Annotated in this window: 17 protein-coding genes; 8 read left to right on the top strand and 9 right to left on the bottom strand. The window is 40.9% G+C overall.

Going from position 1 to position 22131, the window contains the following annotated elements; all coding sequences use genetic code 11:
* Positions 1–112: 112 nt before the first annotated feature.
* Positions 113–1999, bottom strand: a complete 1887-nt coding sequence (locus SJY38_RS14770) for a transglycosylase SLT domain-containing protein (protein WP_377110058.1) — start codon at positions 1997–1999, stop codon at positions 113–115.
* Positions 2000–2294: 295 nt separating this feature from the next.
* On the opposite strand from SJY38_RS14770, the gene fadB reads away from it, so the two are divergent.
* The 3 genes from fadB to tusA all read left to right on the top strand — a co-directional run bounded on the left by fadB (position 2295) and on the right by tusA (position 6117).
* Positions 2295–4454 carry a fatty acid oxidation complex subunit alpha FadB gene (gene fadB / locus SJY38_RS14775; protein WP_286740506.1) on the top strand — a complete coding sequence of 720 codons (2160 nt, stop codon included), beginning with the start codon at positions 2295–2297 and terminating at the stop codon, positions 4452–4454.
* Between the two features lie 4 nt (positions 4455–4458).
* Entirely contained in the window at positions 4459–5628 is a 1170-nt protein-coding gene (gene fadA, locus SJY38_RS14780; RefSeq protein ID WP_004588050.1) for an acetyl-CoA C-acyltransferase FadA, read from the top strand.
* A gap of 249 nt (positions 5629–5877) precedes the next feature.
* Positions 5878–6117 carry a sulfurtransferase TusA gene (gene tusA, locus SJY38_RS14785; RefSeq protein WP_286740501.1) on the top strand — a complete coding sequence of 80 codons (240 nt, stop codon included), beginning with the start codon at positions 5878–5880 and terminating at the stop codon, positions 6115–6117.
* 123 nt (positions 6118–6240) lie between these two features.
* Here the strand turns inward: tusA and SJY38_RS14790 are convergent, their stop codons facing one another.
* The 8 genes from SJY38_RS14790 to dnaA all read right to left on the bottom strand — a co-directional run bounded on the left by SJY38_RS14790 (position 6241) and on the right by dnaA (position 17257).
* Positions 6241–6765 carry a transposase gene (locus SJY38_RS14790; RefSeq protein ID WP_286740498.1) on the bottom strand — a complete coding sequence of 175 codons (525 nt, stop codon included), beginning with the start codon at positions 6763–6765 and terminating at the stop codon, positions 6241–6243.
* Positions 6766–7563: 798 nt separating this feature from the next.
* Positions 7564–8013 carry a hypothetical protein gene (locus SJY38_RS14795; protein ID WP_286740496.1) on the bottom strand — a complete coding sequence of 150 codons (450 nt, stop codon included), beginning with the start codon at positions 8011–8013 and terminating at the stop codon, positions 7564–7566.
* A gap of 72 nt (positions 8014–8085) precedes the next feature.
* Positions 8086–10155 (bottom strand): glycine--tRNA ligase subunit beta, encoded by a 2070-nt coding sequence (gene glyS, locus SJY38_RS14800; protein ID WP_286740493.1) that lies wholly within the window; start codon positions 10153–10155, stop codon positions 8086–8088.
* A gap of 2 nt (positions 10156–10157) precedes the next feature.
* Positions 10158–11060, bottom strand: coding sequence for a glycine--tRNA ligase subunit alpha (gene glyQ / locus SJY38_RS14805; protein WP_004588055.1), 903 nt, complete (start codon positions 11058–11060; stop codon positions 10158–10160).
* A 140-nt stretch (positions 11061–11200) separates the two neighbouring features.
* Complete coding sequence (gyrB, locus tag SJY38_RS14810; protein WP_286743956.1) at positions 11201–13627, bottom strand: DNA topoisomerase (ATP-hydrolyzing) subunit B; 2427 nt, start codon at positions 13625–13627, stop codon at positions 11201–11203.
* A gap of 12 nt (positions 13628–13639) precedes the next feature.
* On the bottom strand, positions 13640–14734 hold the full coding sequence (recF, locus tag SJY38_RS14815; RefSeq protein WP_377110064.1) for a DNA replication/repair protein RecF: 1095 nt from the start codon (positions 14732–14734) through the stop codon (positions 13640–13642).
* Between the two features lie 14 nt (positions 14735–14748).
* Positions 14749–15852, bottom strand: coding sequence for a DNA polymerase III subunit beta (gene dnaN, locus SJY38_RS14820; RefSeq protein ID WP_004588058.1), 1104 nt, complete (start codon positions 15850–15852; stop codon positions 14749–14751).
* Between the two features lie 13 nt (positions 15853–15865).
* On the bottom strand, positions 15866–17257 hold the full coding sequence (dnaA, locus tag SJY38_RS14825) for a chromosomal replication initiator protein DnaA (protein ID WP_004588059.1): 1392 nt from the start codon (positions 17255–17257) through the stop codon (positions 15866–15868).
* Between the two features lie 616 nt (positions 17258–17873).
* On the opposite strand from dnaA, the gene rpmH reads away from it, so the two are divergent.
* The 5 genes from rpmH (at position 17874) to mnmE (ending at position 21985) form a co-directional block, all read left to right on the top strand.
* Complete coding sequence (gene rpmH / locus SJY38_RS14830; RefSeq protein ID WP_004335215.1) at positions 17874–18008, top strand: 50S ribosomal protein L34; 135 nt, start codon at positions 17874–17876, stop codon at positions 18006–18008.
* 7 nt (positions 18009–18015) lie between these two features.
* Positions 18016–18441 carry a ribonuclease P protein component gene (gene rnpA, locus SJY38_RS14835; protein ID WP_286743933.1) on the top strand — a complete coding sequence of 142 codons (426 nt, stop codon included), beginning with the start codon at positions 18016–18018 and terminating at the stop codon, positions 18439–18441.
* 125 nt (positions 18442–18566) lie between these two features.
* Positions 18567–18842: a membrane protein insertion efficiency factor YidD gene (gene yidD, locus SJY38_RS14840; RefSeq protein WP_004588061.1), complete on the top strand. Its 276-nt coding sequence runs from the start codon at positions 18567–18569 to the stop codon at positions 18840–18842.
* Positions 18843–18850: 8 nt separating this feature from the next.
* A complete protein-coding gene (gene yidC / locus SJY38_RS14845) occupies positions 18851–20485 on the top strand; it encodes a membrane protein insertase YidC (RefSeq protein WP_024032130.1) in 1635 nt (544 codons plus the stop codon).
* A gap of 135 nt (positions 20486–20620) precedes the next feature.
* Positions 20621–21985: a tRNA uridine-5-carboxymethylaminomethyl(34) synthesis GTPase MnmE gene (mnmE, locus tag SJY38_RS14850; RefSeq protein ID WP_004588063.1), complete on the top strand. Its 1365-nt coding sequence runs from the start codon at positions 20621–20623 to the stop codon at positions 21983–21985.
* Positions 21986–22131 lie beyond the last annotated feature (146 nt).

A 22131-nucleotide genomic window follows, 5' to 3' on the forward strand; every position in this document is an offset into this window, starting at 1 on the left:
TATTTAACATGTAAATATCCCCCTAATACTTATACCCATGGTGTTACGTTATTAGCCCTTTATTTAGCACGCTAGAATGGCTAAATATTTTAGGCAATTGGTATTACATAATTTACCCGCCCATTTTCATGTTGAGTAACGGCGCGAGCACGTTTCCTTCTCGGCCCATCCGGGTGTGATAAACCTGGCGATAAGCAAACACATTTTTTACGTAATCTCGCGTTTCTCTATACGGGATCAGCTCAACCCATAGCTCTGCAGGTATGGCTTCGTCAGGTAACCAGCGTTTAATACGATGATACCCTGCGTTGTAAGAAGCCGTAGCAAGTATTTCATTCCCTTTGTTTTTCTTTTTTAAGTACTGCAAGTAACTAGTACCTAAGCGTATATTGGTTTTAGGTTGGTACAAACGCGTACTCGATACCCTTGCTTTGTTAACGTATTCTGCCGTACTAGGGAGCAATTGCATTAAACCACGCGCATTTGCATGCGAACGCGCATCTGGTGCAAACGAGCTTTCGCGCCGTGCAATTGCAATACTCCACGCGGGGTCTATTTTGCTGCGTTTACTGTAGCGCTCAAATATATCTTGAAATGCAAACGGAAAACGCAGTTCAACATAATCCCATGCTTTAATTTTAGCTAACGTGAAAATAACGTTATCGTGCCAATTGTTTTGCGCTGCAACCTTTGAGGCAGCTAGTTTTTCTTCATCAGTAGAGGTGTTCGTTAAGTAATTCCATTCTCGGCGTGCAGAGGTAAAACGCTCGAGTTCGTAAAGTGCTTTTGCACGTTTAAAGCCCGGCGCATTCTTCACCTTCTCTACTAGTTTTTGATCAACCTGCAAAGGCTGATTGTTTAAATCAACTGGTAGCCCTAATCGTGCCGCCGCTAAAAAACCATAGTAATCGCGGTTAGCGGCCACTTTAGTCCAAATTTCGTCTGCTTTTTGTTGCTCGCCTCGCTTAGCATAGCTATAAGCAAGCCAATATTGCTGGCCTAAACTTAAATCGTCTTTACCTGTAAAAAAAGCCGCTATGCCTTCCCAGTCTTGGGTTTTAAGCATATTACCAAGTTGCCACTGAATTAGCTTTCTGTCTTGTCGCGCTTTAGGCACTTTATTAAGCCAAAAGCTGGCCTGCTTATGCCCACTTGAAGCAAGCGATAAAGCAAACGTGTAATACAAATCTGCTTTTTCTTCATCGCTGTAAGTAAACATTTTTTCTAGCTTTTGCCAGGCTCTTAAAGCCAACGCTTTATCGCGCCAAATTAAACGCTTAACACCATAAATGGCTATTTGCGCTTCTTTTGCTGACTTAGTTTTATAACGATACAAGCCTGCTGCCGCACTAGGGTCGCGGCGTACTTTTGAGTATAAATCGGCTAAGTAACGCTCGTTTTTAGGTAACAACGTTTTTAAATAAGGGAGTAAACTTTGCGTACCGCCCTGCGCTGCAAGCGTTATGCGCTTCCATATAAGTTCATTATTTAAATAGCCTTTTTTGCGCCAAAGCGAAAATAGCGGGTCGCATTCATTCGGTTGCGACTTACCCACCGTCCATAAATCGGTAACCTGATTAAAAATGGCTTTTTCTGGCGCCCCTAAATCAAGCTGAAAATCTAAAAACGTGCATGTTAGCGCTGCGTTAGACGTTTCTCGGTAGTTTTTTATATAAGCTGCTTTTTTATTGTTTTTTTCAAGATACTCTAACCACGCTTTGCGTACCGGCCACTCAAGCGGGGTATGTTCATAAATGGTTAGGTAATCTTCTATTTCGCTTTGGTATTTAAAATTGGGATGGCGTTGCCAATATGTTTTTTCGACATACGGCTTTAGCGGGTGGTCTAACCCGTTTATTGCTTCTTTAAAGTCTTGGTAGCTACCATAGCGCACTTTTTTTTCAGCATCTAAAAACGCGTCATTATCGATACTCGCTTGGGCAGAACTAAAAGGAAGAATAAAGGCAGCTGCCACAGCGCTTAATAAAATTTTTTTCATAATATCCTTTAGGTTTAACGACCTGTCAGGGTTAATAATTTCCAGTTTGAGACACTAAAACAATAATGAGAGTGCCTTTAATAAAGTATGAACAACATTTAATTTACGCACTCATAATAATTAATGAGTACCTTTAGCATATTCCAGTACACCTTAGCACCAAACCAGCTATATTTTAACCAACCGTTTGTAACCGAGTTAAATTTTTCGTTGCATTTTAATTTTAAAGCAAGCACACTGGTCGAAATGCAAACTCATCGTACCAGTCTTAGTTCGTCAACTAGGGAGAATAATAATGTTATATAAAAGCGATTCCTTTGAAGTTAGCTTCCTAAAGGAAAACATCGCCGAGTTTAAGTTTTGTGTTGCAGGTTCTGTAAACACACTATCTCAGCAAACTCTTTCAGATTGTGCAGCAGCATTAAAAGAATTAGCGTCTAATTCTGATATCAAAGGCATGATTTTTACCAGTGATAAAGATCACTTTATTATTGGTGCAGATATCTTCGAATTTTTACCAACATTTACTAAACCAGAAGAAGAATTAGTAACGTGGATCAAAAACGCAACCGACGTTTTTGACGCAATCGAAGACTTACCATTCCCAACTCTTAGCGCTATAAATGGCTTGGCACTTGGCGGCGGCTGTGAGTGGGCACTTGCTACCGATTATCGCGTTGCAAGCGAAACCGCTAAAATGGGCTTACCAGAAGTTAAACTAGGTATAATGCCTGGTTTTGGTGGCACAGTGCGCTTACCACGCATTATTGGCGCAGATAACGCCATGCTTTGGATCACCTCAGGCAAAGAAAACCGTGCCGCTGACGCCCTAAAAGTAGGTGCGTTTGACGCGGTAGTTAGTGCTGACAAACTTTTAGAGTCAAGCCTAGCAACACTTGAATTAGCAATTGCCGGCAAGCTAGATTGGCAGGCAAAGCGCGATGTTAAACTTCAGCCACTTAAATTAAACCGTGTTGAGCAAGGCATGAGCTTTGCAATGGCAGAAGGTATGGTAATGGGTAAAACCAAAGGCCACTATCCTGCTCCGGTTATGGCAGTTCGCACTATTAAAGCAGCGGCCAACTGTACTCGCGATGAAGCAATGGCAATCGAAAATGCTAACTTTGCAAAACTTGCGCGCACTAATGAAGCTGCAGCGCAAACCGGTATTTTCTTAAATGACCAGTTTATTAAAGGTAAAGCACGTAAGCTTGCTAAGCACAGCGATGTTGAAATTAAACAAGCGGCTGTATTAGGCGCTGGTATTATGGGCGGCGGTATTGCATACCAGTCTGCTTATAAAGGTACCCCAATTGTAATGAAAGACATCCAACAGGATGCGCTTGATTTAGGTATGGGTGAAGCATCTAAACTACTGGGTGCAAAAGTTAAACGCGGCCACATGCCAATGGAAAAAATGCTGGCAACGCTTAGCAAAATTAAGCCAACGCTTAACGATGCAGACCTACAAAACGCCAACATTATTGTTGAAGCGGTTGTAGAAAACCCTAAAGTTAAGCAAGCGGTATTAGCTGACCTTGAAAAGAACATGCCAGAAGGCACGGTACTTACATCAAACACATCGACTATTTGTATAGACTTACTTGCAGAAGCACTCGATAAGCCAGAAAACTTCTGTGGTATGCACTTTTTCAACCCAGTGCCAAAAATGCCATTAGTAGAAATTATCCGTGGTGCAAAAACCTCTGATAAAACAATTAATGCAGTTGTTGATTACGCTCTTAAACTTGGCAAGTCTCCAATTGTTGTTAACGATTGCCCTGGCTTTTTTGTAAACCGAGTTTTATTCCCGTACTTTGCAGGCTTTAGCAAATTAGTTGTTGAAGGCGCTAACTTTGCAAAAGTAGATAAAGTAATGGAAAACGTATTTGGCTGGCCAATGGGCCCGGCTTACCTGCTTGATGTTGTAGGTATTGATACGGCGTATCACTGTACTGGCGTAATGGCTGACGGATTCCCTGAGCGTATGGCACGCGCAGAAAAAGATCCGGTGACTGTTTTTGCTAACGAAAAACGTTTTGGTCAAAAGAACAAAGCAGGTTTTTACAAGTACGAAACAGACCGTCGTGGTCGTCTTAAAAAATCAACCGATGCAACAGCAGTTGAGCTACTAGCGCCAATTACTGATGCACCGAAAGAATTTGATAAACAAGAAATTATCGACCGTTGTATGATCCCAATGATCAACGAAGTGCTTCTTTGTTTACAAGAAGGCATTGTTGCTTCTCCTCAAGAAGCTGATATGGCCCTTGTATACGGCGTTGGTTTCCCTCCATTTAGAGGCGGCGCGTTCCGTTACTTAGATCAAACAGGTTTAGCTAACTTTGTTGCAGCAGCAGACAAATATGCTCACCTAGGTGCGATTTACCAAGTATCAGAGCAAACTCGCAAATGGGCCGAAGAAGGTCGTGTTTTCTATAAGGTGGAAGGTTAATATCATGAATAATCCAGTAATTGTAGATTGTATCCGCACACCAATGGGTCGCTCAAAAGGCGGCGTATTTAAAAACAAGCGTGCGGAAGATTTAAGTGCTCACCTTATGAAAGGGTTATTAGAGCGCAACCCAGCAGTTGATCCTGCATCAATTGACGATATTTATTGGGGCTGTGTACAGCAAACATTAGAGCAAGGCTTTAACGTTGCACGTAACGCATCGTTACTTGCAGGTATTCCACACTCAGTACCAGCTACAACCGTTAACCGTTTATGTGGCTCGTCTATGCAAGCATTGCATGACGCTGCTCGCGCAATTATGACAGGCGCTGGCGACACTTACCTAATTGGCGGTGTTGAGCACATGGGTCACGTTCCTATGACTCACGGTAACGACTTTCACCCAGGCTTAGCAACTTCAATTGCGCAAGCATCTGGCTCTATGGGTTTAACTGCAGAATACCTTGCTACCATTCACGGAATTAGCCGCCAGCAGCAAGACGAATTTGCATACCGTTCGCACCAACGCGCACATGCTGCAACAGTTGAAGGACGTTTCCGCCGCGAAATTTTAGCAATGGAAGGTCACGCAGCTGATGGCTCTTTAATTTTAGTTGAAGATGATGAAGTAATTCGCCCTGAAACAACGGTTGAAGGTTTATCTCAGCTTCGCCCAGTATTTAACCCTGCTTCTGGCTCGGTTACTGCGGGTACGTCTTCTGCACTTTCTGATGGCGCATCAGCCATGTTAGTAATGAGCGAAGAAAAAGCAAAAGAGCTTGGCTTACCAATTCGTGCACGCGTTAAAGCAATGGCAGTTGCCGGTTGCGATCCATCAATCATGGGTTACGGCCCAGTACCAGCAAGTAAAAAAGCACTTGCACAAGCAGGTATTACTATTGATGACATTGACGTAGCAGAGCTTAACGAAGCATTTGCAGCACAATCACTGCCTGTACTTAAAGACTTAGGTTTAGCAGACGTGGTTGATGAAAAAGTGAATTTAAACGGCGGCGCAATCGCACTTGGTCACCCACTAGGTTGTTCAGGTTCGCGTATTAGCACCTCGCTTATTCACTTAATGGAAGATAAAAATGCAAAATATGGTCTAGCAACTATGTGTATTGGTTTAGGCCAAGGCATCGCGACTGTATTTGAACGTGTTCAAGACTAAGTATTAACTTAAACATGTAAACCATCTTGGTGATTAAAAAGGCGAACTAGCGCAAGTTAGTTCGCCTTTTTTTATGCCACCAGCTTATAGCCGATATGAATAATGTGATCGGGTGTATTAAATTTAAACCAGATTATTTTTTAATGTATTACGCTTACCCGTTATATGCAAAACAGTTAACCAAACAGATTAATTGCGCTAAACTACCCGACCTAACCAAGCCGCGACTATTTTTACAGGTAACTTTTTATGAGCTTTGATAATCCCGATCACCAATTAGACGCCATAGGCCTACGCTGCCCAGAACCTGTAATGATGATACGCGCGGCAATTCGTAAGATGAACGACGGTGAAACGTTATTAATTACCGCTGATGACCCATCAACCACTCGCGATATTCCAAGTTTTTGTACGTTTATGGATCACACGCTGGTGGCTACAGACGCCGATGAAGCACCGTATAGGTATGTGGTGAAGAAAGGGTTATAGGTTTGAAAGCTGGTTTAGTAAGTTGGGTTATTTTTGAATATTTAACGCATCGTTAAGAACTTAAACCAGATGTAGGTTGGGTTGAGTTTTACGAAACCCAACTTGTTTTATAACACCGAAATTTTATTCATCATACAAAGTGGTTGAATCATTATTGCACTCCCAATCTTGGCTTAGTTTTGAATTTTTAACGTATTGATGAAAGCTTGAAAATGGCCAATCACTCACTTTAATAACATGGTTATGTTTCACCGGGTTGTAGTGAATATAATTAATATGATTATTTAAGTCTTCTTCATCTCTAATTTTATGTTCCCAATAGCGACGCTGCCAAATCCCGCGCTCTCCTTTCGCTATTCGACTTTTATTACAAAACTCTGTTGCTGGCAGCTCTCGAGAAAAGCCTGATTTTATAAGTCGCCAACGCATTGCGTAATTACTATCACCTTTAGGTAATTGCCAAATAGCATGAAGGTGATCGGGCATGATAACAATTGCAATCGTCTTTATTGGGTGATTATTTGCCACCTTTGAATATACACGGCGTAATAACTCTATATTTTCCACAAGCAAAGGCTGAGATCTATCTTCTAAATTTACCGTAAAAAAATAACATGCGCCCGCCTCTAACATACGTTTATAACGCATATTTTTATCCATAAAATAAACAGATAAATAAGAGTATAGATTAGTTTTGTTAATTATAATCAAGACAGGTTTACGTAACTCAACGTATTTGATAACCAGCAGCACAGTTTTATTCGCAGCATATGTTGGGTTTCGTTTCACTCTACCCAACCTACTTAAAATCTACTTATCCATTATCGCGCTTTTGATTTACGACTGTAATTAATACTCACTAAGCTCATTAATTTGATTGTATATTTATAGCAATCAATAAAAATTATTATTGATGTAGGTTGGGTTGAGTTTTACGAAACCCAACGTATTTGATAACCAGCAGAACTGTTTTACTCACAGCACATGTTGGGTTTCGTTTCACTCTACCCAACCTACTTAAAATCTACTTATCCATTATCGCGCTTTTGGTTTACGATTGTAATTAGACTAACTAAGCTCATTAATTTGATTATATATTTATAGCAATCAATAAAAATTATTATTGATGTAGGTTGGGTTGAGTTTTACAAAACCCAACGTATTTGATAACCAGCAGAACAGTTTTATTCGCCGCACATGTTGGGTTTCGTTTCACTCTACCCAACCTACTTAAAATCTACTTATCCATTATCGCGCTTTTGATTTACGACTGTGATTAATACTAACTAAGATCATTAATTTGATTGTATATTTATAGCAATCAATAAAAATTATTATTGATGTAGGTTGGGTTGAGTTTTACGAAACCCAACGTATTTGATAACCAGCAGAACAGTTTTATTCGCCGCACATGTTGGGTTTCATTTCACTCTACCCAACTGACAGCTATTTCTTCGTAATCGTCACTTGCGGCTTATCGTAGTCACTGTAATCAATACTTACTATGTATGTGCCTTTTATTGCAGGTGAGTAACTAAAGTAATTATAAATAGTATTACAGTCTGCAAGGACGGGTTGGCCGAGCGTTAGTTTTTGCCCTGCAGGTTGTGAGTCGCTATAGCCGCAGTTGTAGCCTTCACTAAAATCGGCATCGGCTATTTTAAATTCGTACACTTTACCTGGGGTGCTAAATTTAACTTCTGCTTGGTAAAGCGCGCCGCCTACTGGCATAAACTGGTACTGAGGCTCTGCATCCCAAAGCGTAAAATCGCCTCTTAGGTAAATTGTTTTATCCAGCTCTTGCTGTGGTAGTACGTCGTTAATAGACACTTGGCTAGTACACGCTGTGAGTAAGCCGGCAATGGCAAGCGTTAAAATTCGTTTCATTGGCATCATTAATGGGTTTCCTTCGTTCTGTTAAAACTAAAAAGCCAGCAATACGCTGGCTTTTTATTGGCTTAAGCGGTGTTATTTTTGTAGTACAGATATATCTGCAATATCTAAAAATAAGCGGCTTAACTGGCTTAATAGTGCGAGGCGATTTTGCTTTACAGCTTCATCGTCGGCCATAACCATGACGTTGTCAAAAAAGTTATCAACACTTTGGCGAATACCTGCCAATTGGCTTAATGCCTCTTGGTAGTTTCCATCAGCGTAAAGTGGTGCAAGCTCAGTCGCAAATTTTGCTACTTGTGATGCTAATACTTTTTCAGCGTCGTCGCTTAATAGGCTCTCATCAACATCACCTTCGGTGGTAATGTTATTTTTAGCTAGTATGTTACCTACACGCTTATTCGCTGCTGCAAGCGCTTCTGCTGCGTCTAACGTACGGAAGTGGCTTACTGCTTTAACACGACGGTCAAAGTCAGTAGGTTTAGTAGGACGACGTGCCAGTACTGCCTGAATAACATCTACTTCAATGCCTTCGTCTTGATACCATGCGCGGAAGCGCCCTAGCATAAAGTCAAATACGTCGGTTGATACATTTAGGTTAGTAAGCTTTTCGCCAAACAGTGTTTGTGCTTTTGCTACTAGGTCTAAAATATCAAGCGGTAGCTCTTTTTCTACCATGATACGCAGTGCACCAATGGCAGCACGACGAAGTGCAAATGGGTCTTTGTCACCTTTTGGTGCTTGGCCTATACCAAAAATACCCACCAGCGTATCAAACTTATCTGCAATTGCTACTGCACAGCTGATTAGGTTTGTAGGTAAATTGTCGCCCGCAAAACGCGGCATGTATTGCTCGTTTTGTGCAATAGCTACATCTTCTGCTTCGCCATCAAAGCGTGCATAGTGCATACCCATTACACCTTGCACGTCGGTAAATTCCATTACCATTTCGGTCATTAAGTCTGTTTTACTTAATAGGCCAGCACGTTTTGCAAGGTCTTTGTCGGCACCTAGTTGCTCTGCAATGTAGCCGGCAAGTTCGCTAATACGTACAGATTTATCTTTAAGCGTACCTAATTGCTTTTGGAATAAAACAGTATCAAGTGACTCTAAGCGACTTTCTAGGGTTTTCTTTTTATCTGTTTCAAAGAAGAACTGCGCATCAGCTAAACGTGGGCGCACTACTTTTTCGTTACCAGATATAACCACACTTGGATCTTTACTTTCGATGTTAGATACAAACAAAAACTTATTTAAAAGCTTGCCGTTTTGATCTAATAGCGGGAAGTATTTTTGATCGTCCTTCATGGTGTAAATTAGCGCTTCGGCAGGTACATCTAAAAATGCTTCTTCAAATGTTGCCGTTAACGTTACTGGCCACTCTACCAGTGAAGTAACTTCTTCTAATAAGTCTTCATCCATTGCAACAACCGCATTCACTGCGCTTGCAGCTTCTTCTATTTGTGCACGGATTTGCGCTTTACGTTGTTCGTAATCAGCAATAACGTAGGCTGATTTTAATACGTCGAACACGTCATCTGCATGGCTAATGGTGATTTTTTCTGGATGATGAAAACGGTGGCCTTGTAACTGATTAGTTACTTGCTTACCTAAAATTTCGCCTTCAATAAGTTCATCACCAAATAAAATAGTTACGGTATGAACTGGGCGAATAAATTGTGTTTTATTCGCGCCCCAACGCATTGGCTTAGGTATTGGCAGCTTTGCTAACGACTTTGCAATGGCATCGCTCATCAGCGTTTTGGTTTCTTGTCCTGCTACTTTAGCAATATGTAAAAGCCAAGCGCCTTTGTCGGTTTCAAGAGTTTGTGCTTCACTTACGTCAATACCACAACCACGTGCCCAACCCATTGCTGCTTTAGTTGGGTTACCTTCGCTATCGAACGCAGCTTTAGTTGCAGGGCCACGCTTTTCTACTTCTTTATCTTGCTGCTTTGCTTCAAGCGCTTTTACTTGTAAACCTAAACGACGAGGCGATGCATACCAGCTTACGCCTTCATGCCCAAGCTCTAGTGTTTCAAGCTCTGCGGTTAAGTTTGCGGCAAAGGCTTCTGCTAATTTGCGCAGTGCTTTTGGTGGCAGCTCTTCGGTGCCAATTTCTACTAATAAATTTTGTGCTGACATGCTTACTTATCCTTACACAGCGGGAAACCAAGCGCTTCACGTGCATCGTAATAGCTTTGTGCACACGCTTTTGATAACGCTCGAACGCGTAAAATATAACGCTGACGTTCGGTTACTGAGATTGCATGGCGCGCATCGAGTAAGTTAAACGCGTGCGATGCTTTCATTACTTGCTCGTAAGCAGGTAGTGGTAAATTTGCTTCAATTAGCTTTTGGCTCTCAGCTTCACACTTATCAAACTGTGCAAATAAGTCATCTACGTTTGCGTGTTCAAAGTTGTAAGTAGATTGTTCTACTTCATTTTGATGGAATACATCGCCGTAAGTTACACGCCCTAATGGACCGTCTGCCCATACTAGGTCGTAAATACTGTCTACGCCTTGAATGTACATTGCTAAACGCTCTAGGCCGTAGGTAATTTCACCGGTTACAGGAGAGCACTCTAAGCCCCCTACTTGCTGAAAGTAAGTAAACTGCGTTACTTCCATACCGTTTAGCCAAATCTCCCAACCTAAGCCCCATGCGCCTAGTGTTGGCGATTCCCAGTTATCTTCTACAAAGCGTACTTCGTGCGTTAGGGTATCAATTCCCATCGCTTCTAGTGAGCCTAGGTAAAGCTCTTGAATGTTATCTGGTGATGGCTTTAAAACTACCTGAAATTGGTAGTAATGTTGTAAGCGATTAGGGTTTTCGCCGTAGCGGCCATCGGTAGGACGGCGACACGGTTGTACGTATGCGCTCGACATTGGCTCAGGGCCAATAGATTTTAAGAATGTTTGCGGGTGAAATGTCCCTGCGCCCACTTCCATATCAAGTGGTTGAATAATGACACAGCCTTGCTGCGCCCAATAATCCTGTAAAGCCAGGATCAAACCTTGAAAGGTTTTAACGTCATATTTTTGCATATTTGGCTTTTTACTATCTGAAAGTAGCGTGAAAATTACCCTCAGTATACCTTGTGCACACGCAGGTTTTAAGCAGTTTGTGCGGTTGTTAAAATAAAAAAGGAGCCATTAGGCTCCTTTTAAGATGTAAGTATAATTTTTTACACGTCTAAGTTAACTACGCGAAGTGCGTTGGTTTCTATAAACTCACGACGAGGCTCAACTTGATCGCCCATTAATGTTGCAAACAATTGATCTGCCGCTACAGCATCTTCAATTGTTACTTGTAACATACGACGAGCTGAAGGATCCATTGTGGTTTCCCACAGTTGGCTAGGGTTCATTTCGCCTAATCCTTTATAGCGCTGAATATAGATCCCGCGCTTAGATTCTGCGATCAACCATTCCAAAGCATCCACAAAGTTATCAACAGGTTTTGTTTTCTCACCACGTTGAACATATGCGCCTTCTTTTAAGATGTTTGCGATCTTCGTGCCAGTCACAGCAATGCGTTGGTAGTCACGTGAGGCAATAAAGTCGTAATGTAATACGTGTGCTTTATCCACACCGTGCTGACGAATATTCACAACCGGGAAGTACAAGTTGCGCTCTGCATCATGCTCAGTACCCGCATGGAAAATTGTCGCATCTTCATCACGTTCAACTAAGTCGTCAACTAGCTCTTTAGTCCACTCAATTACTTTAGCTTCGTTAGATAAGTCTTCTACTTTTAACTCGCTTTGGTAAATCAAACGTTCCATTACCGTGTTAGGGTATTTACGTTTTAAGCGCTCAATGACTTTAACTGTGTTTTGGTAATCTTGTACTATTTGCTCAAGCGCTTCACCTTCAATTGCACTTGCATCTTCGCTTGTGTAAAGCGCTGCATTATTTAGTGCAAGTGATGTTAGGTAATCTACTAGTGCAGGATCGTCTTTAATATAACGCTCTTGCTTACCTTTTTTCACTTTATAAAGTGGCGGTTGTGCAATGTAAATATAACCACGCTCAACAATTTCTGGCATTTGGCGATAGAAGAATGTTAGTAGCAATGTACGAATGTGAGAACCATCCACGTCCGCATCGGTCATGATAATGATGCTGTGGTAACGTAGTTTTTCTGGGTCATATTCATCACGGCCAATACCACAACCTAGGGCTGTTATTAGCGTCGCTACTTCTTGTGAAGAAAGCATCTTATCAAAGCGTGCTTTCTCTACGTTCAAGATTTTACCTTTAAGTGGTAAAATTGCTTGGTTTTTACGATTACGACCCTGCTTGGCTGAACCGCCAGCTGAGTCACCCTCCACTATGTATAGTTCAGATAATGATGGGTCTTTTTCTTGGCAGTCAGCTAATTTACCAGGTAAACCTGCTAAATCCATAGCGCCTTTACGACGAGTCATTTCACGGGCTTTACGCGCCGCTTCACGTGCTCGTGCTGCATCAATAATTTTACCAACAACAATTTTGGCATCCATTGGGTTTTCTAATAAGAAATCAGAAAACTTTTCAGCCATTGCTTGCTCAACCGCAGATTTAACTTCGCTTGATACTAGCTTGTCTTTAGTTTGTGATGAGAACTTAGGATCAGGTACTTTAACACTTACAACCGCAGTTAAGCCTTCACGCGCATCATCGCCCGTTGCGTTACTGGTTGTTTTAGCTTTTTTGTTAAAGCCTTCTTTTTCCATGTAGTTATTAAGTGTACGTGTTAGCGCAGATCTAAAGCCGGCTAAGTGAGTACCACCATCACGTTGTGGAATGTTATTAGTAAAACAGTAAATGTTTTCTTGGAAGCCATCGTTCCACTGCATTGAAACTTCAACGCTAATACCATCTTCTTCACGCTCGTGAGTAAAGTGGAATACACCTTTATGTACTGGTGTTTTATTGCGGTTTAAGTATTCAACAAACGCTTGAATACCGCCATCATATTTAAAGTGGTCGGTTTTATTTTCTTCGCGTTCATCAGTTAAGATGATGCTTACACCAGAGTTCAAAAACGATAGCTCGCGTAAACGCTTAGCTAAAATATCATAATGAAAATCAAGGTTTGTAAATGTTTCGCCACTTGGCCAAAAACGCAGTTCAGTACCCGTAGTGTCAGCATCTCCAATAACAGTTAATGGAGCGTTAGGTACGCCCATGCTGTAAGTTTGCTCGTGCAATTTACCTTCACGACGAATAGTAAGGGTTAGTTTTTCTGATAATGCATTTACTACCGATACACCAACACCGTGTAAGCCACCTGATACTTTATACGAGTTATCATCAAACTTACCACCGGCATGAAGTACCGTCATGATAACCTCGGCAGCAGACACACCTTCTTCTTCATGGATAGAAGTTGGGATACCACGACCGTTATCTCTTACAGAGACTGAACCGTCTAAGTGAATCGTTACATAAATATCATCACAATGACCTGCTAAGGCTTCATCGATAGAGTTATCAACGACCTCAAACACCATGTGGTGTAAGCCTGTGCCATCATCGGTGTCCCCTATATACATTCCAGGACGCTTTCTTACTGCGTCTAATCCTTTAAGTACTTTAATACTCGACGAATCATAATTCTCAGACATGGTTAATCCCACTTATCTTGTTATTAGGTTGCCATGTTTCACGTGGAACATTTGTAGTTCTCGTTGCATGGGTTCCACCACAGCAGAAATACTATCAGACAAAATTGAAGAAATAAAAATTTGAGAACTGCAATGAGCCAATAATTGTCCCACTTTCTCTTTTGTATCTTCGCCTAACTCTGAAGGTAGATCATCTATTAGCAATATAGATTGCTTATCTGTCTCTGACTCAATTAAACTATTTTGCGTTACTTTTAACGCATAAAGCAATAACTTCAATTGACCGCGTGAAAACGTATTCTCTACGCTGTTGCCAGCGACACTAAAACTAAAATCGGCCTTATGAGGGCCTTTACTTGTAAAACCTTGGCGAGCGTCTCGCTCAAAGTTTTGCTCTAATGCATCACTCAAAGACTCACTGTCTTTCCAGCCTGCATTAAAGTTGATTTCTAAATCGCGTATAAGCGTTAATTCTGCACACATTTTATCAAAAAACTGCTGCTTAAACCTACTTATATACGCCATTCTTAATTTATTTATTTGTTCTGCCAGTCTAACAAATTCTTTGTCCCAAAACCTAATTTGGTCAAAATAATTCTTTGGCTTACTTTTTAATAATGCATTGCGTTGTTTAAGCACTTTATTAAACGATTGCCATAAATAAAAAAACTCATGTTCCACGTGGAACAAACCCAAATCTAAAAACTTACGTCGCTCTTTTGGGCCCCCAAAAAACAATGAATAGCTTTCGGGTGTAATAATTTGCACAGGCATTAACTGCGCAAGTTCAGAGATTTTTCTACTGGCTTTGCCTTGTATTTTTAAATTAGTTTCACCACTTTGGGTTTTACTAATCCCAATAGGAATAGACAAGTCGTGTAGCGCTTTGCGGCCATGTATTACAAACAGATCTTGCTGATGTTGAATAATACTTTTATGTTTAGGTGTTCGAAAAGATTTGCCGTGAGAAAGGTAATAAATAGCCTCTAAAAGGCTGGTTTTTCCGCTGCCGTTTTCACCATAAATTATATTAACGCCGTTGACTGGTTCTAGCGTCAGTGCCTCAATATTACGAAAATACTTGAGGCTCAAGTGACTTAAACTCATTTATAATTGGTATCTTATAATCGCATAGGCATAACCACGTACATTGCTTCTTCATCGCCTGCACCTTCAATAAGTGCACTGCTGTTTGAATCTGCTAATGTAAATAGTACATCTTCTGTTTTTAGTGTATTTAGTACATCTAATACATACGATACATTAAAACCAATTTCTAGCTCATCACCCTCATACATTACTTCTACTATTTCCTCAGCCTCTTCTTGCTCAGGGTTATTAGCCGTAATTTTAAGTAAGCCATTGGCAAGGTTTAAACGCACACCTCTAAATTTTTCGTTAGATAAAATAGACACGCGTTGAAACGCATTACGTAACCATTCACGGTTAGCAGTAATTACTTTATCTCCACCACGTGGTAATACGCGGCGGTAATCCGGGAAGCGGCCATCCACTAACTTACTTGTAAAAGTAAATTCCACATCGATAATACGAATATGGTTAGCGCCAAATTGAATAGTAACTAATTCTTCATCGGCAACCATAAGGCGCATAATTTCTTGCACCCCTTTGCGCGGTATTATTAATTGGCGCTGCGTATTTAACGATTGGCCTAATTCTTTTTGCGCTATTGCCAAACGGTGGCCATCGGTGGCCACTGTTTTTATGTCGGTATTATCTACTTCAAACGACATGCCATTTAAGTAATAACGAACGTCTTGGTTAGCCATTGAAAAATGCGTGCTTTCAAGTAATTTACGTAACTCTAAACGCGTTAGCTGAAACTCAACCTCGCCATCCCACTGCTCTAAATTAGGAAAGTCTTCCGCGGCAAGCGTTGTAAGTGAAAAGCGGCTTTTACCACTGGTTAAAAGCAGTTGGTGCTCTTGTAAGCTCAATGTAAGCTCAGAACCATCAGGCAGGCTTTTACAAATATCGAGTAATTTTTTAGCAGGTAGCGTTAACTTTGTATCGGCAATATCATCACCAACAAAAACACCTGCAACTAGTTCAATTTCAAGGTCTGTGCCTGTCATTGAAAGTTGCCCGTTTTCTACCACTAACAATACATTAGATAATATAGGTAACGTATGTTTACGTTCAATCGCACCCGATACTTGCACTAATGGCTTTAAAAATTGTTCTCTTGAAATGGTTATTTGCATAATAAAGTCAGCCCTAAGATGACAACGTTCTTATTAAATTTTGATAATCTTCTTTTATTTCGTGGCTTTCATCACGAAGTGATTTAACCTTTCTACACGCATGTAATACCGTGGTGTGGTCACGTCCACCAAATGCGTCACCAATCTCAGGTAAGCTGTGATTAGTTAATTCTTTTGATAATGCCATAGCTACCTGACGCGGCCTCGCGATAGAGCGGCTGCGGCGCTTAGATAACAGATCTGACACACGTATTCTGTAATACTCAGCCACGGTGCGCTGTATGTTGTCTATAGTGACAAGCTTATCTTGTAGTGCCAATAAATCGCGCAGTGCTTCTTTTACAAAGTCGATAGAAATTGGGCGTCCGGTAAAATTAGCATTAGCTATTACACGGTTAAGCGCGCCTTCTAATTCACGTACGTTTGAGCGTAATTTTTTAGCGATAAAAAAAGCGACTTCGTGCGGTAAATTAATTTTACTCTGCTGCGCTTTTTTCATCAAAATGGCAACGCGCGTTTCAAGTTCTGGCGGCTCTATAGCAATCGTTAAACCCCAACCAAATCGTGATTTAAGCCTGTCTTCTACGCCCTCAATTTCTTTTGGGTAGCGGTCAGAGGTTAAAATAATTTGCTGATTACCTTCTAATAATGCATTAAAGGTATGAAAAAACTCTTCTTGTGAGCGCTCTTTATTAGCAAAAAATTGAATATCATCAATCATTAGCGCATCAACACTACGGTAATAACGTTTAAATTCTTCAATGGCGTTATTTTGTAGTGCTTTTACCATGTCTTGCACAAAACGCTCAGAATGCATGTAAACAATTTTAGCATCGGGCTTGTTAGCCATAATGCCATTACCTACTGCATGTAATAAGTGAGTTTTACCTAAGCCTGTGCCACCGTAAATAAATACCGGGTTAAAGGCAGAGCCAGGGTTATCTGCAACTTGTGTTGCAGCCGCTTTTGCTAGCTGGTTAGATTTACCCTCAACAAAGCTGTCAAAGGTATAGTTATCTTTTATATTAGATTTATAGCCTGATTTAGGCGCAGGCTCTACTGCTGCTTTTTGTTCTACAGGTTGCTGTTTAGCAGGTGCCTGTGAACTAGGTGATGCAGGGGCTTCAACACTTGGCGCCGCCGCTTGAGTATTTAGTAGTGGTTTACTACCTACATCAAAACGTAATTCGGGCGCTTCATCACCACAAATTTCTACCAGTAACTCATTAATACGGTTTAAATACTTTTCTCTTACCCAATCAAGAACAAAGCGATTAGGTGCGTAAATCGTTAAGGTATCTTCGGTACTTTCTGCTTGTAGTGGTCTTACCCACATACTGAATTGTTGCGAAGGCAACTCATCTTGCAATACATATAAACAACTTTGCCAAACCGACAGATACACAGTTAAACTCCCAGAGGTATAATTTTTATTCCCGCACATCAATAATGATTAAAAATCATGCATTTATTGCGTTCAATTGGCCAGCTACCCGACCCAAGACCGGGTATTATGAAGGCACTTTATCCACAAGTAAAAGATTGATTTTTATAAAATTGTTGATATCAGTGTATAAATATCTTAACAGACTGATTTATAGCGACTTTTATTTTAAAGCCTGATAACAGATCATAACAAAAACACACTGAGATCGCGAACCAATTTTACGATCTAAATGAGTTTTCCCATGCTTTTATTCACTTTTTAAACACCAGCTGTGGAAAACTTCTTAATTATGATGATCCTAGTTGATCACCCTACTTTATTACGATCCACATTCTTTAAGTCACTCTCGGCCATTAATTCGCCTTTTTGCGCAAAAGCAGGCCATTTTGCTTTAAAATTAATCCATAAATATCAAGCCAGCGTACAAAAAATGTAATAAACACGGTGTTTACAGCGCAATTATGATTGACTTTAAAGTGCTTAATCTATAATATCTCGCGCTCGCAATGGCACCTGTGCCAGGATCGCGACCTGCATAGGATGTTTTAACTTTAACCGATCGGATGAGATTGTTATGAAAAGAACTTTTCAACCTAGCGTTTTAAAACGCAAACGTGCACACGGCTTCCGTGCTCGCATGGCAACTGTAAATGGCCGTAAAGTATTAGCACGTCGCCGCGCTAAAGGCCGCAAAGTTCTTTCTGCTTAATATATAAGTGGAAGACTTTAGCTTTGGCAGGGAGTTACGTCTGTTAACTCCCTCGCATTACTCTCGCATATTTAACGAACCCGCTCGGGCTGCAACTCCTTTATTTACTCTTTTAGCTAAACCTAATGACCAAGTTAAACCTAGGTTAGGGCTCACTGTTGCTAAAAAACGTGTAAAAAAGGCATGCCAACGTAACCGTATTAAACGACTCGCTCGCGAAAGTTTTCGTTTAAATCAACACACCATCGATAATATCGATATTGTGCTTATGGTAAAAAGTGGTATTGATGAGCAGTCTAACGAAGAAATAACCAAACAACTTACAAAGCTGTGGCGTAAAATAAATGAACGCTGCAAACCTGGTGCACCTAAACCACCACCTTTTAAAAAACGCCCAAACAAATCAGCTAAATCTAATAAACAAACCCGATAGCAATAGAATTGCAGGGTTAATTAGGGTATCTTTAGCTCACCTTTTAATCATGCGTTTAAAATCTCTAATTGAGCCTTTAAATACATGGTATCTATTCACTAAATATACGCAGGGGTATAAACACCATGAGGTTACTTAAACCACTTGTTGCTATTCCAAAGCGTTGTTTAGTGTTATTTATCCGCGGTTATCAAATGTGGATAAGCCCACTACTAGGCCCGCATTGTCGTTTTAATCCAAGCTGCTCTCATTACGCTATTCAAGCAATTAATTTGCATGGATTTGTAAAAGGGAGTTGGTTAGCACTTAAACGCATATTAAAATGCCATCCTTTACATTCAGGCGGAGAAGACCCCGTTCCTGAAAAATTAACCCGTATTAACCACCAACACGAGAAATAAGAGCTGTTATGGAATCGCAACGCACGTTTTTATTAATCGGTTTAATGTTAGTGTCGTTTTTATTATTTCAAGAATGGAATAATGACTACAACACTCCTAAAGCCGATCCTAGTGCCACTACACAAACACTAAACACAACGTCACCAGAGTCAGATGATTATATACCGTCATCGTCAGATTCAGGTTTACCTGCTTCGGCTACCGCTGCTAAGCGTTCAGTTATTGACATTACGACTGACGTTTTCAAAGTAAAAATAGACACCAAAGGCGGTGACATTGTTGAAGCAGACTTACTCCAATACGAAGAAGTAAAAGGTGAAGAAACACCATTTATGCTTCTAGGCGAGTTTGATGGCAATCAATACTTCTCACAAAGTGGTTTAATTGGTTTAAATGGCCCAGACGCATCAGCGAATGGTCGCCCTACTTACCAAGCAACGCAAAAAGCCTACACGCTAAGCGGTGATGAGCTACGTGTACCACTTACCTATGTAGATAGTAATGGCGTTAGCTTCACTAAAACATACGTATTTAAAAAAGGTCAATACGATGTAGGCCTAGAGTACACAGTAAATAATGCTACAAGTGCGCCAGTGCAAGTACAGCTATACACGCAAATTAAGCGTACCGTACAAGAAAAAGGCAGCTTAGTAGATCAAAACTATTTAGGTGCAGCTTACGGTACTGATGAAGAGTCGTACGAAAAATACAGCTTTTCAGATATGGCTGACAAAAACCTAAATAAAAACACCCAAGGCGGTTACGTTGCATTTATTCAGCATTACTTTGTAAGTGCATGGGTACCTAAGCAAGACGAAACACACACGCTTTACAGCTTAATTACTAAAAGTAATGCCGCTATTATTGGTACAAAAGCAGCGCCTATAAATGTACAAGCTGGCAGCGAGCAAACCCTTAATGCGACTTACTACATGGGTCCTAAAGAGTCAGATATTCTTGAAGCGATTCACCCAGATTTAGACTTAACTGTAGATTACGGTTGGTTATGGTTTATTTCGCAGCCTTTATTTGTACTTCTTAAATGGTTACACAGTATTTTAGGTAACTGGGGTGTCGCTATTATTGCCATCACTATTATCGTTAAATCGTTAATGTACCCACTGACTAAAGCGCAATACACGTCAATGGCTAAAATGCGTGCCCTTCAGCCTAAAATGGCTGCCCTAAAAGAAAAATATGGTGATGACCGTCAAAAGTTCGGCCAAGCTACTATGGAAATGTACAAAAAAGAAAAAGTTAACCCTATGGGTGGCTGTTTCCCTATTTTGCTACAAATGCCAATTTTCTTAGCGCTATTTTACGTATTCTTAGAATCGACAGAGCTGCGCCATGCAGAGTTCATTCTTTGGCTAACTGACCTTTCTACAAAAGACCCATACTACGTATTACCAATATTATTTGGTGCAAGTATGTTTGTGACGCAAAAACTACAACCAATGACGGTTACCGATCCAATGCAGCAAAAAATGATGACCTTTATGCCGGTTATCTTCTCTGTATTCTTCTTATGGTTCCCATCTGGTTTAGTACTTTACTGGTTAGTGTCTAACCTTATTTCTATTGTCCAGATGCTTATCATCTACCGTGGCATGGAAAAGCAAGGTATAAAAGTAAGAGGCTAGCTTAACGGCTACTCATATAAAGGCGACTTAGGTCGCCTTTTTTATTGCCTATTTTTTACCACAGCTATTCGCTACCAATAAATGCATAGGTTACAATAGCGCCATTAAAGTTACTCTCGTTGGCAAATAAATAGCATGATCAATCAAGACACAATTGCAGCACAAGCGACCGCCCCTGGGCGTGGTGGCGTAGGTATAATTCGGGTTTCTGGCAGCCTTGCGAAAAGCGTGGCCGAAAAAATAATAGGTAAAGTACCTAAGCTTCGCTATGCCGACTACGTTCCTTTTAAAAGTTTAAGCGGCGAGCAACTCGACCAAGGTATCGCTATTTATTTTGCAGGCCCAAACTCATTTACCGGCGAAGACGTACTTGAACTGCAAGGTCACGGCGGCCCTGTTGTACTCGACATGCTATTAAAAGAAATTAGCCAAATAGAAGGCGTTCGCTTAGCTAAGCCTGGTGAGTTTTCTGAGCGCGCCTTTATGAACGACAAGCTTGATTTAACCCAAGCAGAGGCTATTAGCGATTTAATTAATGCAACCTCAGAGCAAGCAGCTAAAAGCGCCCTACAGTCACTACAAGGTGAGTTTTCTAAACACATTGAAACCCTAGTAGAAAAAGTTATTCATTTACGTATGTATGTAGAGGCAGCCATTGACTTCCCTGATGAGGAAATTGATTTTTTATCCGATGGTAAAGTATCGGGCGATTTAGATGCCATCATCAGTCAATTACACACAGTAACGAGCCAAGCTAAGCAAGGCAGTATTATGCGCGAAGGTATGCGCGTTGTTATCGCAGGGCGTCCTAATGCGGGTAAATCAAGCCTACTTAATGCCCTAGCAGGACGCGAAGCTGCCATAGTAACCGAAATAGCCGGTACTACTCGCGACGTACTACGTGAGCACATTCATATTGATGGTATGCCACTGCATATTATCGATACCGCAGGTCTACGTGAAAGCCCAGACCGCGTTGAACAAATAGGTATAGAGCGCGCGTGGGATGAAATAAATCAAGCTGATCGCGTGTTGTTTATGCTTGATGGCACCGACACCACCGACACCGACCCACACGCAATTTGGCCTGAGTTTATGGCAAAGTTACCGCAAGGTATGGGTGTTACCGTTATCAGAAATAAAGCCGATTTATCGGGCGATGCAGTAGGTATGGATGAAAACCAACAATACCCAGTAATTAGTTTAAGCGCTAAAAATGCGCAAGGTATTGAGCTTGTACGCGACCACTTAAAAGCTTGTATTGGCTTTCAAGGCGCAACAGAAGGTGGATTTATGGCGCGCCGCCGCCATTTAGATGCACTTGAACATGCGGCCTATCACTTAGATACTGGTAAAACGCAGTTAGAAATGCACGTAGCCGGCGAAATATTAGCCGAAGAGCTACGCTTAACGCAGCAGTACTTAAACGAAATAACCGGTGAATTTACCTCAGACGACCTACTAGGCAAAATATTTAGCTCGTTCTGTATTGGTAAATAACTCGCTAAAGCAGCATAAAATTACACTTACTTTAGGGCACATTAGTGCCCTTTTTTATGCCCGGTATAAAATTTAAAAAGCTAAAATGGGGCTAAAATTAAATAAAAACGCGCCTGATTTTAGCGTATTCAACTCACCTGTTTAAT

This window comes from Pseudoalteromonas sp. R86517, assembly GCF_042466295.1.
In the GTDB taxonomy this organism is placed as follows: domain Bacteria; phylum Pseudomonadota; class Gammaproteobacteria; order Enterobacterales; family Alteromonadaceae; genus Pseudoalteromonas; species Pseudoalteromonas atlantica.

Excerpts from the sequence above, each read along its gene's own strand:
- SJY38_RS14770 (WP_377110058.1), bottom strand. The coding sequence starts at position 1,999 with ATGAAAAAAATTTTATTAAGCGCTGTGGCAGCTGCCTTTATTCTTCCT.
- fadB (WP_286740506.1), top strand. The coding sequence starts at position 2,295 with ATGTTATATAAAAGCGATTCCTTTGAAGTTAGCTTCCTAAAGGAAAAC.
- fadA (WP_004588050.1), top strand. The coding sequence starts at position 4,459 with ATGAATAATCCAGTAATTGTAGATTGTATCCGCACACCAATGGGTCGC.
- tusA (WP_286740501.1), top strand. The coding sequence starts at position 5,878 with ATGAGCTTTGATAATCCCGATCACCAATTAGACGCCATAGGCCTACGC.
- SJY38_RS14790 (WP_286740498.1), bottom strand. The coding sequence starts at position 6,765 with ATGCGTTATAAACGTATGTTAGAGGCGGGCGCATGTTATTTTTTTACG.
- SJY38_RS14795 (WP_286740496.1), bottom strand. The coding sequence starts at position 8,013 with ATGATGCCAATGAAACGAATTTTAACGCTTGCCATTGCCGGCTTACTC.
- glyS (WP_286740493.1), bottom strand. The coding sequence starts at position 10,155 with ATGTCAGCACAAAATTTATTAGTAGAAATTGGCACCGAAGAGCTGCCA.
- glyQ (WP_004588055.1), bottom strand. The coding sequence starts at position 11,060 with ATGCAAAAATATGACGTTAAAACCTTTCAAGGTTTGATCCTGGCTTTA.
- gyrB (WP_286743956.1), bottom strand. The coding sequence starts at position 13,627 with ATGTCTGAGAATTATGATTCGTCGAGTATTAAAGTACTTAAAGGATTA.
- recF (WP_377110064.1), bottom strand. The coding sequence starts at position 14,734 with ATGAGTTTAAGTCACTTGAGCCTCAAGTATTTTCGTAATATTGAGGCA.
- dnaN (WP_004588058.1), bottom strand. The coding sequence starts at position 15,852 with ATGCAAATAACCATTTCAAGAGAACAATTTTTAAAGCCATTAGTGCAA.
- rpmH (WP_004335215.1), top strand. The coding sequence starts at position 17,874 with ATGAAAAGAACTTTTCAACCTAGCGTTTTAAAACGCAAACGTGCACAC.
- yidD (WP_004588061.1), top strand. The coding sequence starts at position 18,567 with ATGAGGTTACTTAAACCACTTGTTGCTATTCCAAAGCGTTGTTTAGTG.
- yidC (WP_024032130.1), top strand. The coding sequence starts at position 18,851 with ATGGAATCGCAACGCACGTTTTTATTAATCGGTTTAATGTTAGTGTCG.
- mnmE (WP_004588063.1), top strand. The coding sequence starts at position 20,621 with ATGATCAATCAAGACACAATTGCAGCACAAGCGACCGCCCCTGGGCGT.